This window comes from Micromonospora sp. LOL_014 (assembly GCF_048060245.1).
Classification (GTDB): domain Bacteria; phylum Actinomycetota; class Actinomycetes; order Mycobacteriales; family Micromonosporaceae; genus Micromonospora_E.
Genome location: NZ_JBHMIP010000001.1, coordinates 290,561 through 303,974, shown reverse-complemented (window position 1 = coordinate 303,974; position 13,414 = coordinate 290,561). Strand labels below are relative to the sequence as shown.

Genomic DNA, 13,414 nt, shown 5'->3' with positions numbered 1-13,414 from the left:
CCACTTCGGGCAGGATCCGCTTCGGGCAGGGACCGGCTGCGGGCAGAGACAGGGCTAGGACACTGATCAAACGGACCTTCACCTTCGCCAAGCACCACACGCCCAGCAACGTGCGGGTGGCGGTGCGGTGGACGATGCTCGAGACGCGGATCGTGAGAAGCCGGCTGACGATCCCGGTGGTCGCCCGCTGCGAATACGACAACATCTACCACTGCACGGTCCGCAAGACGGGCAGCCAGTGGGTGAAGGCCATCCTCAGCGACCCGGTCGTGTATCAGTATTCCGGTCTGCTGCCCTTCGATCAGCGAGTCCACCGGCGGCGTTACCCTGACGCCATCCCGCCCGGCCGGGTGGCCTCGTCGCTCTTCGTCGGCTACAAACGCTTCGAAGCGATCCCCAAGCCGGAGAGGTACCGGGCCATCTTTGTGATGCGGGACCCGCGCGACATCGTCGTCTCCAGTTACTTCTCGCTGCGGAACTCGCACACCCCGATGGGTGACGTCCTGCACCATCGGAAGATTCTCAGAGAGAAGCCCCGCAAGGAAGGCCTGCTGTACGTCATCAACCACCTCGCGGAGAAAAACCTCTTCTCCGCGCTGCGGTCGTGGGTGGTCGCACCCAGCGCCGAGACGTTCCGTCTCTTCCGATACGAGAATCTGACCGGCGAGCGACAGGCGGACGAGGTGGCGGAGCTGATGCGGCACTGCGGGATTGCTCTACCTCCGGCCGAGTTGGCGGCGCTGCTCGACCGGCACGGGTTCTCCCGGATGCGCAAGAATCGCCTGGAGACCGGGCCGACGGCGCACTACCGCAAGGGCAAGGCCGGTGACTGGCTGAACCATTTCGACGACGACATCTACGAGGCCTTCGTCGCAACGACCGGCAACCTCGTCGAACTCTGCGGGTACCCCAGCCGCGACAAGGCGCGTGCTGCCCTGGACCCGAACGGTCAGCAGAGCCTGGACCCGAACGGCCAGTAGGGCCGCACCGAGACGGATCGACCGTCGTGCGGGCCGATCCCGGCGGGGCAGGGCTGCGGTCCAGCGATCGAGCCATCACAATGCGCACATGGTCTATGCCGCCAACCAGGTGCCTGAGCACCTGTTGATCAAGATCGAGCATCGGGACGACCCGGTATCGGCGGTTTCCGAGGACGACGCCCGCAGGACGCCCGTGACAGCCTCGCGTCCCACTTCCGGCGGCTGCACAGTGAGACACCGCAGTCCGGGCGAGCTCGGCCGCCTGCTCCGGGGTGGGGTAGAAGCGGAACCTGAACGCCCGCTTCACGGTCCTGGACACAGTCGACAGCCTAGCGATTCGGTCGTGAACCGTGGGGTTGGTGTGCGGTGGACACCGATCCGCCTCGGCCGCGGATCGACTTTCCCTGTCCCGCTCCGCGGGGGTTCCGTTTCCTCCCCGGCCGCAACGCCGGAGTATCCACGGAAGGACTCTGATGACGGGCGAGCCCGGCTGCCCGCCCGGCCCGCCCGTCCATCAGCTGTCAGGGCTTGGCCGGAGCGGTGTCGCCCTGCAGCCAGGCATCGAAGAATTCCCGCAGCGGCTGGCCGGAAACCCGCTCGGCGACCGTAACGAACTCCTCGGTGCTGGCGTTGCCGTTGCGGCGCTCGGCCGTCCAGGTGCGGAGCAGGCGGAAGAACGCGTCGTCACCGATGGTCCGTCGAAGCGCGTGGACGGTCAGCCCGCCCCGCTTGTACACCGACTGGCTAAAGATCCCCGCCGGGCCGGGGTCACCGGCCGGGCTGGCCCAGTCGATCCGCTCGTACTCGCGGTCGAACATCTCGTCGACGGTGGCCGCACCGTCGTGCTCGGACCACAACCACTCCGCGTACGTCGCGAAACCCTCGTTCAGCCACATGTCCCGCCAGTGCCGGATCGACACGCTGTTGCCGAACCACTGGTGGGCCAACTCGTGCGCGACCACCCAGGTGACCGGCCCGGAGTCGAAGAACACATCGCCGTACACCGGCCGGGACTGGGTCTCCAGGGCGTAGCGGATCCGGTCGTCGTTCACCACCACGCCGCCGTACGCGTCGACCGGGTACGGACCGAACACCGACTCCAGGTAGTCGGCGATCTCACCGGTGCGGGCCATCGCCTGCTCGGCCGGGCCACCTTCCGGCAGATCGGCGGAAACGGCAGTCACCATCGGCCGACCGGCGTGGGTGCCACGCTCCACCCGGTAGTCGCCGATCACCAGGGTGGTCAGGTAGCTGGCCAGCGGGGTGGACTCCGACCAGGTCCAGGTGGTCCAGCCGTCGGCGCTGCTGGTCGGCCCCGGTACGCCGATGCTCAGCGCGGCCAGCCCGTCCGGAACGGTGACGTCGATGTCGAAGGTCGCCTTGTCCAGCGGGTGGTCGTTGACCGGAAACCAGGTGCTGGCCGACTCTGGCTGGCCGAGCGCGATCGCTCCGTCGTCGGTCACGTGAAAGCCGCCCGCGCCCAGGTCCGGGCTGGTCAGGAGCTCGGGCCGGCCGCCGTAGTCGACGACCACGGTGAACTGCGTACCGTCGGCCAGCCCGGTGGCCGGGGTGACGACCAGCTCGTTGCCGTCGCGGCTGTGCCCGGCCGGGGTGTCGTCGACGATGACCGCGTCAACGACCAGCCCGGCCAGGTCAAGGTTGAACCGGGACAGATCCGTGGTGGCGGTGGCGGTGATCGTGGCGGTGCCGTCGAGCCGCTCGCTGTCCGGGTCGTAGCGCAGTGTCAACTGGTAGCCGGCCACGTCGTAGCCACCGTTGCCGTACGTCGGGAAGTAGGGGTCGCCGATGCCGGCCGCGCCGGGTTGGAAACCACCCGTCGAGCTGTCGTCGCCCCGGTCGACCGGCTCCGGCAGTACGCCGCAGCCAGCACCGGTGGCCAGCGCCACCGCGAGCAGCGCGGCGACACCGGACGTACGCCGCCGCAGCGCGAACGACGGACGGCGGCTGGTCACCGGTCGAGGACCAGACCGACCCGCTGGAACTCCTTCAGATCGCGGTAGCCGCACTTGGCCATCGCCCGGCGCAGCCCGCCGAACAGATTCTGCTGGCCGTCCGGGGAGTCGGCCGGCCCGAACAGCAACTGCTCCATGGTGCCCAGCGGCTCGTCGGCCACCCCGAGCGCGCCGCGCGGCAGCTTCGGGTGGCTGGCCACCGAATGCCACCACGCCCCGGCCGCCGGGGCCTCGGCACACAGCGACAGCGGCTCACCGAGCATCACCGCGTCGGCACCGCAGCCCAGCGCCTTGGCGATGTCACCGGAGGTCTGCAGGTCTCCGTCGGCGATCAGGTGCACGTACCGGCCGCCGGTCTCGTCCAGGTAGTCGCGGCGGGCGGCGGCCGCGTCGGCGATCGCCGTGGCCATCGGCACCCGGATACCGAGCACCGAGTCGGTGGTCGACCACTCGTCCGCGCCGATTCCGACGATCACCCCGGCCGCGCCGGTACGCATCAGGTGCAGCGCCGTCTTGTAGTCGGTGCAGCCGCCGACCACCACCGGCAGGTCCAGGTCGGCGATGAACTCCTTGAGGTTCAGCGGCTCGTCGGTGGTGGAGACGTGCTCCGCAGACACCAGGGTGCCCTGAATCACCAGGATGTCCACGCCGGCGTCCAGCACCACCGGGGCCAGCGCCAGGGTGTGCTGCGGTGACACCCGGGCGGCGACCGTACCGCCGCCGGCCCGCATCTGCCGGACCCGTTCGGCGATCAGCTCGGGGCGGATCGGTTCGGCGTACGCCTCCTGCAGCCGCTGGGTCGCCGGGTCGTCGTCGTCCAGCGCGGCCAACTCGCCGAGCACCTTGCTCGGGTCCTCGTAGCGGGTCCACAGCCCTTCGACGTTGAGTACACCGAGCCCGCCGAGCTCGCTCAACTTGGCGGCGCTGGCCGGGCTCATCGTGGCGTCCGACGGGTGCGCCACGCATGGGATCTTGAACTGGTACGCGTCGAGCTGCCACGCGGTGGAGACGTCGTCGACGTCCCGGGTCCGCCGGCTCGGCACGATGGCGATGTCGTCCAGGTGGTAGCCGCGCTGCGCGGTCTTGCCCAGCCCGATCTCGACCACGTCACGCATGGCATATCTCCGTCATGGACAGGTCGACCGCCCGGCGGCTCGGCCACCGCGCGGGCAGGTCGACGGCGTAGGTCAGCGGGTGTGGTAGTTGGGGGCCTCGACGGTCATCTGGATGTCGTGCGGGTGGCTCTCCTTCAGACCGGCCGCGGTGATCCGGATCAGCTGGCCGCGCTGGTGCAGGTCGTCGATGCCTTCGGCGCCGACGTACCCCATGGCCAGCCGGACCCCGCCGATCAGCTGGTGCACGACGGTGGCCAGCGGTCCACGGTACGGCACCTGGCCCTCGACACCCTCCGGGACCAGCTTCTCGTCGCTGAGCACGTCGTGCTGGAAGTAGCGGTCCTTGGAGTAGGAGCGGGCCTGGCCACGGGACTGCATCGCGCCCAGCGACCCCATACCCCGGTACGACTTGAACTGCTTGCCGTTGATGAACAGCAGCTCGCCGGGGCTCTCCTCGCAGCCGGCGAGCAGGCTGCCCAGCATAACCGTGTGCGCACCCGCGACCAGCGCCTTGGCGATGTCGCCCGAGTACTGGATGCCGCCGTCGGCGATCACCGGAACGCCGGCCGGGTGGCAGGCCCGGACCGCCTCCATGATCGCGGTGACCTGCGGTACACCGACCCCGGCGACCACCCGGGTGGTGCAGATCGCCCCCGGGCCGACCCCGACCTTGACCGCGTCCACGCCGGCCTCGACCAGCGCGCGGGCACCGGCGTAGGTGGCGACGTTGCCGCCGACCACGTCGACCTCGGTGTCCCGCTTCAGGGCCCGCACCATGTCCAGCACCCCGCGCTGGTGGCCGTGGGCGGTGTCCACGATCAGTACGTCGACGCCCGCGTCGACCAGGGTCCGGGCCCGCTTGTACGAGTCGTCGCCGACGCCGATCGCAGCGGCCACCCGCAGCCGGCCGGCGTCGTCCTTGGTCGCGTCCGGGTACTGCTCGCTCTTGGTGAAGTCCTTCACGGTGATCAGCCCGCGCAGTCGGCCGGCGTCGTCGACCAGGGGCAGCTTCTCCACCTTGTGCTGGCGCAGCAGGGCCAGCGCGTCCGCCTTGGCCACCCCGACCGGGGCGGTGACCAGCGGCATCGAGGTCATCAGGTCGCGTACCGGGCGGCTCTGGTCGGTTTCGAACCGCATGTCGCGGTTGGTGATGATGCCGACCAGGGCGCCCTGCTCGTCGACGACCGGGACACCGGAGATGCGGTACCGGCCACACAGCGTGTCGACGTGCCGCAGGGTGTCGTCCGGGCCGCAGGTCACCGGGTTGGTGATCATGCCGGCCTCGGAGCGCTTCACCAGGTCGACCTGGATCGCCTGGTCGTCGGCGGAGAGGTTGCGGTGCAGTACGCCGATGCCGCCCTGCCGGGCCATCGCGATCGCCATCCGCGCCTCGGTCACCGTGTCCATTGCGCTGGACAGCAGCGGTACGGAAAGTTGCACGTTGCGGGTCATCGAGGTCACTGTGTTGACCCGGCTCGGGATGACGTCCGACTCGGCGGGCTGCAGCAGCACGTCGTCGAAGGTCAACCCGAGCGGCACCGCCCGGGCCGACCCGGCGGGCATCTCCGGCACGTGGCCGCCGAACGCGGCGGGGACCGGGGGCACGTGACCGCCGTTGGCGGTGCTGTCGACGACGGGCTGGTGGGTGGGCGAGTTTTCCACGACTTTTCCCCTGAGCTGGTCGGACGGTTCGCCTGCGGCCGGCGGCGGCTGATGCCCAGGCGCCGGGTCGGCAGGCGGCCCGGCGTGGGTGGCGGTTGACCGGCTCGCCCCGTCTTGCGGTGCGATGGTTCATCGTACCCACCGCCGGACCGGCCGGGCGCGCCACCTGCGCGGCCAGCCAGACCGGGTGGGGCCCACGCAGCCGGTACGGGTGGGACTACGGTGGAGGGGTGCACGAAGAGCCGATCGATCCGTTCAGCGGCGACCCCGCCGATCCGGCAGCCGGGCTGGAGGATCCCGCCGAGGCCGGCGAGCCGGATTCGTTGACGCCCGCCGAACGGCAGGACGTGCTGGAGGACCTCGCCGACCTGGAGGTCTACCGGGCGCTGCTCGGCGCGGTCGGGATCCGCGGGCTGGTGATCGACTGCGAGGACTGCCGGGAGCCGCACTACTTCGACTGGGACCTGCTGCGCGGCAATCTGCGCCACCTGCTCGACTCCGGCCGGCCGAGGGTGCACGAGCCGGCCTTCAACCCCGACCCGGACCACTACGTGAGCTGGGAGTACGCCCGGGGGTACGCCGACGGCGTGCACGACACCCTGCGGGACGAGGCGGACGACGTCCAGGGCCGGCCGGGCTAAGGTCGGTCAGGCGACCAGTCCGGTACGGAATCCGGTGGCCACCGCGTGCGCCCGGTCCCGTGCGCCGAGCTTGCGGAACAGTCGTCGCGCGTGGGTCTTGACGGTGTCCTCCGAGACGAACAGGTCGCGGCCGATCTCGCCGTTGCTCTTGCCTTCCGCCATCCCGCGTAGCACCTGGAGTTCGCGTTCGGTGAGCCCGATCCGGCGTAGTGCGGTGACTCGACCGTCCGACGGCTGGGCGCCGTCCGGTCCGGCACCGTGCGCCACGCCGCCATTGGGTGCGCTGCCGTTGGGTGCGCTGTCGGTCGACGCGCCGTCGGGGTGCGGGACGGGCGCCGGTGCGTCGGCGGTGTCGGCGGCCGGTGCCGTCGCGGCTGCGTCGTCGCGTTGGTTCGGCACCACGTTCGGGCCGGTGGCCGGATCCACGCCGGCAGCGGCCGCAGCCGTCTGCTCGGCGGCGCCGGTGACCGATTGTCCGGCGGAGTCGGTACCAGCGGCGGCGGCCCCGGGGTGATGAGTCGCCGCGCCAGCGGCACCAACAGTGGCGGTCACCGCCGGGGCCGGTGCGGCTGCTGACTGCTCGGTCAGCAGTGCCGGCGTACGGCGGCCCGGCGCGGCGAGCAGCAGCAGGGTCTTCGCCACGGCGGTGACCAGGTCGTCGGTGCCGCGCAGCAGCCCGCGGGCGCCGGCGGCCAGCGCGGCCGACGCCACCTGCGGGTCCTCCCCGCCGAACAGCACGATCACGCTGCCCGGCGAGCGGGCCAGTACCCGGCGGGTGAAGCTGGCGCTGTCCGGACGGGCCAGGGCGGTGTCGGCGAGTACGATCTCCGCTGGGCGTTCGGCGAGCCGCAGCATCACCTCCGGTTCAGAGACCGCTGTTCGTACTGCGGCGGAGAGACCGAGCCGGGCGGCAGCGGCGGTGATGTTCTGAGCTGCAACTACTGTTCGCACACACACGAGCACCTTGCGCACTTGTGACTCCCCTCTCCCGCCAGCAGCAGATCACGCGAGGCACGCTCACTCATGCGCTTCGCCACGAAAAAAGATGAAAGTTCAGGACCGGTGGCCACGTCGCCGACCGGCTATCGCGCGCAGGTTCCGACCCGGGTGATCCCACCCGTTCCGGCACGGGTGATTGAGCAGTGGGACTCCCGGGTACCCCGGTGACACGAAGGACCGGAGCGCTTGCGCGGCCGGCCGCCTGGTCCTACCACGAAGTGTCCGCAGGAGCCGCGCGGAAGGAGGGGTGCAGATGTCGGATGTACGCCGACTGCCCGGACCGATCGTCGACCTGTGGGAGTGGCAGATTCTTGGTGCCTGCCGTGGCCGGGACAGCGCCCAGTTCTTCCACCCCGACGGTGAGCGAGGGTCGTCACGCAACCGCCGGGAGTCGGGAGCCAAGGCGGTCTGCCGGACCTGCCCGGTCCGCGCAGAGTGCGCCGCGCACGCCCTGTCGGTTCGCGAGCCGTACGGGGTGTGGGGCGGTTTCAGCGAGTCGGAACGGCTCCGGCTGATCGCCCTCGGCTGGGAAGATCTCGCTGACCGCCGCGGCGGCCGGGTCGACGTGCAACGGCTGGAGGCCCGGCTGGGCCGGCCGCACAAGTCGACCGTACCGGCTCAGCGCCGGCCGGAATCGACCGCCGTCAGGCCGCAGCCGGCGGACTCGGCCACCGCCGCCTGACCACGGCCACGGTTTCGAACATCCCTACTGGACTGTGACGCGGACCGAGTGCCAGCCGGTCGCCCCGTCCGGGGCGACCGGTTGGCGTAGTTCGGGCTGGGTGGCGCCGGTCCCGTCGGTCGCCCGGACCTGCAGCAGGTGCTCACCCGAGGTCGCCGGCCACTGCCAGACCCACTGCACCCAGGTGTCCGCGGAGACCGCCGGGGCCAGCTCGGCCGGCCGCCAGGGGCCGTCGTCCACCCGTACCTCGACGCCGCTGATGCCCCGGTGCGGGGCCCACGCCACCCCGGCCACCGGCACGGTGCCGGCGGACAGTTCGGCGCGGACCCGGGGGGTGTCGATCCGGGACTGGGTCTTGATCGGACCCTCCGCCGCCCAGCCACGCGGCACCCAGTACGCGTCGAAGTCGGCGAAGCTGGTCAACTGCAGCTCGGTGACCCACTTGCAGGCGGAGACGTAGCCGTAGAGGCCGGGCACCACCATGCGGACCGGGAAACCGTGCTCGACCGGCAGCGGTTGACCGTTCATCCCGACCGCGAGCAGCGCGTCCCGCCCGTCCAGCAGCGCCTCGGTCGGGGTGCCGCAGGTCCAGCCGTCGACGGACCGGCCGACGACCTGGTCGGCTCCGGGCAGCGGGCCCGCCTCGACCAGCAGGTCCCGCACCGGTACGCCGAGCCAACGGGCGTTGCCGATGAGATCCCCGCCCACCTCGTTCGAGACGCAGGCCAGCGTGACGTACCGCTCCACCAGGCCCATCCCGAGCAGGTCGGCGTAGCTCAGGGTGATCGGGTTGGTCACCCGGCCGTGGATCCGCAGTTGCCATTCGTCCGGGTCGACCTGGGGAACGGCCAGCGCGGTGTCGATCCGGTAGAAGTCACGGTTGGTGGTGACGTACCGGCTCAGCCCCGGCGCCGCCGGATCCACACCGGAAGGCAGCGGCGGCGCGGCGTCGACCGGGGCGGGCAGCGTCACGGCGGACCGGGCGGTCGCCACCCCCCGGCGTTGCGCCAGCCAGCGACCGCCGGCACCGGTGATCAGGGCGGCGCCGACCGACACGCCGACGCTGGACAGGAACCGGCGCCGGTCGGCGGTGCCGGCACCGGGCCGCACCGGTACCGACGCCGGTTCGGCGGGCGACGCGGCTGCGGCCGGCCGCAGCGGGCCGGCGAGCAACGCCCAGAGCAGCAGCGCGGCGGCGGACACGCCGATCACCGCCGGCAGGACGGCGGCCGGCCCGGCGCCGGGCCGGGTGAGCGCGGCCACCGCGCCGATCACGCCGAAGACCGCGATGCCGGCGAAGCCGACGGCGAGCCGGCGGGCGGCCAGCACCCCGATCACGGCCGCGAACCCGGCGAGCAGTACGCCGGTGCCGACCAGCAGCGCGGTCTTGTCGTGTACGCCGAACACGTCGATGGCGAACTGTTTCAGCGGCTCGGGGACGGTGTCGACGACCACCCCGCCGACCGCGACCAGCGGTGCCGAGCGGGCGCCGGTGCCGACGGCGACCAGCTCGGCCAGGCCCAGGGCGAGCGCGGCGGCGGCCACCCCGGCGAGCGCCGCGAGCGGCCCGGGCAGGCGGCCCGGCGGTTCGGTCGGCGCAGCTGGCCCGGTCGGCTCCGGCCCTGTCGCGTCCGGCACCGTCGGCTCCGGCGTCATCACGTCCAACCCATCTGTCCGGCACCGTACGGGTCGACGGCGCATTGGTACCGCCGACGATACGCAGAATCCGCGTGATCAGAAACCTCGGGCGGAGTGCGCCCTCGGCCGTACTGATCACGCGGATCCAGGGTGGAGCAGGTAAAACTTCCGGTCAGAAACCGGGACCGTGCTGGTGGCCGTGCCCGTGGTCGTGGCCGCCGGCGGCCGGCTCGGCCTTCTCCGGCTTCTCCACCACGAGGCTCTCGGTGGTGAGCAGCAGCCCGGCGATCGACGCGGCGTTGCTGACCGCGTTGCGGGTCACCTTCACCGGATCGATGATGCCGGCCCCGGCCAGATCGACGTACTCACCGGTGGCGGCGTTGAGACCGTGGCCCCAGTCGCCTTCGAGTACCTTGCCGACCACGACGTACCCGTCGTAGCCGGCGTTCTGGGCGATCCACCGCAGCGGCTCGTGCAGCGCCTTGCGGACCACCGACACGCCGACCTTCTCGTCGCCGTCGAAGCCGAGGTCGTCGTCGAGCACGGCGGCGATCTGGCTCAGCGCCGCGCCGCCACCGGGGATGGTGCCCTCCTCGACCGCGGCCTTGGTCGCGGCGATGGCGTCCTCGATGCGGTGCTTGCGCTCCTTCATCTCCACCTCGGTGGCGGCCCCGGCCTTGATCACCGCGATGCCACCGGAGAGCTTGGCCAGCCGCTCGGCGAGCTTTTCCCGGTCCCAGTCCGAGTCGGACGCGTCGATCTCCTTGCGGATCTGAGTGACCCGGTCGGCGACCTCGGAGTCGTTGCCGGCACCGTCGACCACCGTGGTGGTGTCCTTGTCGACCACGATCCGCCGGGCCCGGCCCAGCGACTCCAGCCCGACCGCGTCGAGCTTGTAGCCCAGCTCAGGGGCGATCAGCTCGGCGCCGGTCAGGACCGCCATGTCCTGCAGCATCGCCTTGCGCCGGTCGCCGAAGCCGGGGGCCTTGACCGCGCAGATCTTCACGGTCTTGCGTACGGCGTTGACCACCAGGGTGGACAGCGCCTGCCCGTCGACATCCTCGGCGACGATCAGCAGCGGCTTGCCGTCCTGGGCAATCTTCTCCAGCAGCGGCAGCAGCTCCTCGATCGAGGAGATCTTCTGGGTGGTGATCAGGATGTACGCGTCCTCGAGCACCGCCTCCTGCGCTTCGGCGTCGGTGACGAAGTGCGGGGAGATGAAGCCCTTGTCGAACTGCAGGCCCTCGGTGACCTCCAGCTCGGTGGCCAGGGTGGAGCCTTCCTCGACGGTGATGACGCCGTCGCGGCCGACCCGCTCCATCGCCTCGGCGATCAGCTCGCCGATCGTGGCGTCCTGGGCCGAGATCGTCGCGACCTGCGCGGTCGAGCCCTTGTCGGCCACCTCTGCCGCCTTGGCCAGCAGAGAGTCGGAGACCTTCTGCGCGGCCGCGTCGATGCCGCGCTTGAGGCCGGCCGGGTTGGCCCCGGCGGCGACGTTGCGCAGACCTTCACGGACCATCGCCTGGGCGAGCACGGTGGCGGTGGTGGTCCCGTCGCCGGCGACGTCGTTGGTCTTCGTCGCCACCTCCTTGACCAGCTGCGCACCGAGGTTCTCGTACGGGTTGGTGAGCTCGATCTCCTTGGCGATGGTCACGCCATCGTTGGTGATCGTCGGAGCGCCGAACTTCTTGTCCAGCACGACGTTGCGCCCGCGCGGGCCGAGGGTGACCTTGACCGTGTCCGCGAGCGTGTTGACGCCGTGCTCCAAGAGGTGCCGGGCGTCGTCCGAGAAACTCAGGATCTTCGCCATGACATTCCCTTCACAGGCACTAGCCGTCGGCCGGCCGGCGGCTGCCGGGCACCGGCCAACGGGCGACGCCCCGAAGCCCCGGGCTGGGGCTTCGGGGCGTTCAGCACTGGCAGTAGGTCACTTCTCGATGACCGCGAGGACGTCGCGGGCGGAGAGCACCAGGTACTCCTCGCCGGCGTACTTGACCTCGGTGCCGCCGTACTTCGAGTAGATGACCGTGTCGCCGACGTTGACGTCAACCGGGATCCGGTTGCCCTTGTCGTCGACGCGGCCGGGGCCGACAGCGAGGACGGTGCCCTCCTGCGGCTTCTCCTTGGCGGTGTCGGGGATCACGATGCCCGACGCCGTGGTGGTCTCAGCCTCGTTCGCCTGGACCAGGATCCGGTCCTCGAGCGGCTTGATCGCAACCTTGGTCGCGGTAGTCACGGGCATACCCTCCTGGGGTATCTGGTTTTGGTGCCGGCCACGTGGGTAACCGGCGTCAATCTGCCTCATGTCCACCGGGCGGATCCGTCGTCGCGGGTGCCGGACCGCCTGGCGTTTCGCTCACCGGCGGGAGCCGGCGAGCTGGCACCCTCGACCCGAGAGTGCTAACCGCAGATTAGCAGTCGCCTGTGCGGAGTGCTAGCCCGATGGCCGAGCATGGACAATGTCGCGGTGCACCCGGACGAACTGGCCGCCCTGCGCGCCCCGGAAGGCGCGGCCGCGCTGGTTGCCGCGACCGAGGTGCTGGCCGCGCCGGGCGGGGCGGATCCGCTCGCGGCGGCGACCGCACTGCGTACCGCCGGGGTGCCGGCACCGCTGGCGACCGCCGCACTCACCCAGGCCGCGCTGCGCGCCCGCGCGGCCGGCAAGTTCGGCCCGGCCGCCGCCCGGATGTTCTTCACCCGCGCCGGCCTGGAGCAGGCCACCCGGTCGGTGGTCGCCGACCGGCGCGCCGCCCGGTTGCGCGCCGCCGGGGTGCGCCACCTCGCCGACCTGGGTTGCGGTCTCGGCGCGGACACCCTCGCCGCCGCCCGGGCCGGCATCCGGGTGTACGCGGTGGAGGCCGACCCGGCCACCGCCGCGATCGCCGCCGCCAACGTCGCGGCGACCGGGCTGGCCCACCTGGTCGACGTGGTCTGCGCCGACGCCACCGGAGTCGACGTCTCCGGCTACGACGCGGTCTTCTGCGACCCGGCCCGCCGGTCCGGCAGCGGTCGGCGCACCTTCGACCCGGACAGCTACTCCCCGCCGTGGGACTTCGTCCGGTCGTTGGTCGCCCGGGTGCCCTGCACCGTGCTCAAGGTGGCACCGGGCATCGACCACGCGCTGATCCCGCCGGGAGCCGAGGCCGAGTGGGTCAGCGTCGACCGGGAGGTGGTCGAGGCGGCGTTCTGGTGCGGCCCGCTGGCCGACACCCCGCGCCGGGCCACCCTGCTGCGTACCGGACAGCCGGCCACGGACCTGGTCGGCGACGGCGACGAGCCGGTCGACGTCGGCCCGGTCCGGCGCTTCCTGTACGACCCGGACGGGGCGGTGGTCCGCTCACACCTGGTCGCCGCGTTCGCCGCGACCGTCGACGGCACCCTCGCCGACGAGTCGATCGCCTACGTCTACGCCGACGCGCCGACCGACACGCCGTACGGCCGATGTCTGGAGGTCACCGACGTGCTGCCGTTCTCGCTGAAGCGGCTGCGGGCGCTGCTGCGCGAACGCGGCGTCACCCGGCTGGAGATCCTCAAACGCGGCTCCCCGCTCGACCCCGCCCAGTTGCGCCGCGATCTGCGGCTGCGTACCGCCTCCGGGGCCGGCGTGGCGGCGAGTCTGGTGCTGACCCGGGTGGCCGGCGCCCCGACGGCGCTGCTCGCCCACCCGGTGCCGGCACCCGGCCGGTGACCGCACGCGGCCGACGGCGGGCGCCCGGCCGGTAAC

11 protein-coding genes are annotated in these 13,414 nt (G+C 71.6%); 4 read left to right on the top strand and 7 right to left on the bottom strand.

What is annotated here, in order from left to right:
• Positions 1 to 62: 62 nt before the first annotated feature.
• Positions 63 to 980 (top strand): sulfotransferase domain-containing protein, encoded by a 918-nt coding sequence (locus tag ACFHW1_RS01450; protein WP_416551416.1) that lies wholly within the window; start codon positions 63 to 65, stop codon positions 978 to 980.
• A gap of 521 nt (positions 981 to 1,501) precedes the next feature.
• Here the strand turns inward: ACFHW1_RS01450 and ACFHW1_RS01445 are convergent.
• From ACFHW1_RS01445 to guaB, 3 genes are all read right to left on the bottom strand, one after another.
• Positions 1,502 to 2,953, bottom strand: a complete 1,452-nt coding sequence (locus ACFHW1_RS01445) for a M1 family metallopeptidase (RefSeq protein WP_416551341.1) — start codon at positions 2,951 to 2,953, stop codon at positions 1,502 to 1,504.
• The gene (locus ACFHW1_RS01440) at positions 2,950 to 4,068 is read right to left on the bottom strand and encodes a GuaB3 family IMP dehydrogenase-related protein (RefSeq protein ID WP_416551340.1); all 1,119 of its coding nucleotides are present in this window, start codon (positions 4,066 to 4,068) and stop codon (positions 2,950 to 2,952) included. The genes ACFHW1_RS01445 and ACFHW1_RS01440 overlap by 4 nt, the downstream gene beginning before the upstream one ends.
• Positions 4,069 to 4,140: 72 nt before the next feature.
• Entirely contained in the window at positions 4,141 to 5,730 is a 1,590-nt protein-coding gene (guaB, locus tag ACFHW1_RS01435; RefSeq protein WP_416551339.1) for an IMP dehydrogenase, read from the bottom strand.
• A 230-nt stretch (positions 5,731 to 5,960) separates the two neighbouring features.
• Here guaB and ACFHW1_RS01430 point away from each other — a divergent pair, with 230 nt between their 5' ends.
• Positions 5,961 to 6,371 carry a DUF5319 domain-containing protein gene (locus tag ACFHW1_RS01430; protein ID WP_416551338.1) on the top strand — a complete coding sequence of 137 codons (411 nt, stop codon included), beginning with the start codon at positions 5,961 to 5,963 and terminating at the stop codon, positions 6,369 to 6,371.
• A gap of 6 nt (positions 6,372 to 6,377) precedes the next feature.
• Here ACFHW1_RS01430 and ACFHW1_RS01425 read toward each other — a convergent pair whose 3' ends face one another.
• Positions 6,378 to 7,343, bottom strand: coding sequence for a response regulator transcription factor (locus tag ACFHW1_RS01425; protein WP_416567426.1), 966 nt, complete (start codon positions 7,341 to 7,343; stop codon positions 6,378 to 6,380).
• A 280-nt stretch (positions 7,344 to 7,623) separates the two neighbouring features.
• Between ACFHW1_RS01425 and ACFHW1_RS01420 the strand changes: the two genes are divergently transcribed.
• Entirely contained in the window at positions 7,624 to 8,052 is a 429-nt protein-coding gene (locus ACFHW1_RS01420) for a WhiB family transcriptional regulator (protein ID WP_416551337.1), read from the top strand.
• 24 nt (positions 8,053 to 8,076) lie between these two features.
• Here the strand turns inward: ACFHW1_RS01420 and ACFHW1_RS01415 are convergent, their stop codons facing one another.
• The 3 genes from ACFHW1_RS01415 to groES all read right to left on the bottom strand — a co-directional run bounded on the left by ACFHW1_RS01415 (position 8,077) and on the right by groES (position 11,932).
• A complete protein-coding gene (locus tag ACFHW1_RS01415) occupies positions 8,077 to 9,627 on the bottom strand; it encodes a molybdopterin-dependent oxidoreductase (protein WP_416551414.1) in 1,551 nt (516 codons plus the stop codon).
• 235 nt (positions 9,628 to 9,862) lie between these two features.
• Positions 9,863 to 11,500: a chaperonin GroEL gene (groL, locus tag ACFHW1_RS01410; RefSeq protein ID WP_416551336.1), complete on the bottom strand. Its 1,638-nt coding sequence runs from the start codon at positions 11,498 to 11,500 to the stop codon at positions 9,863 to 9,865.
• 117 nt (positions 11,501 to 11,617) lie between these two features.
• Positions 11,618 to 11,932, bottom strand: coding sequence for a co-chaperone GroES (gene groES, locus ACFHW1_RS01405; protein ID WP_123606067.1), 315 nt, complete (start codon positions 11,930 to 11,932; stop codon positions 11,618 to 11,620).
• 210 nt (positions 11,933 to 12,142) lie between these two features.
• Here groES and ACFHW1_RS01400 point away from each other — a divergent pair, with 210 nt between their 5' ends.
• A complete protein-coding gene (locus ACFHW1_RS01400; protein ID WP_416551335.1) occupies positions 12,143 to 13,378 on the top strand; it encodes a THUMP-like domain-containing protein in 1,236 nt (411 codons plus the stop codon).
• Positions 13,379 to 13,414 lie beyond the last annotated feature (36 nt).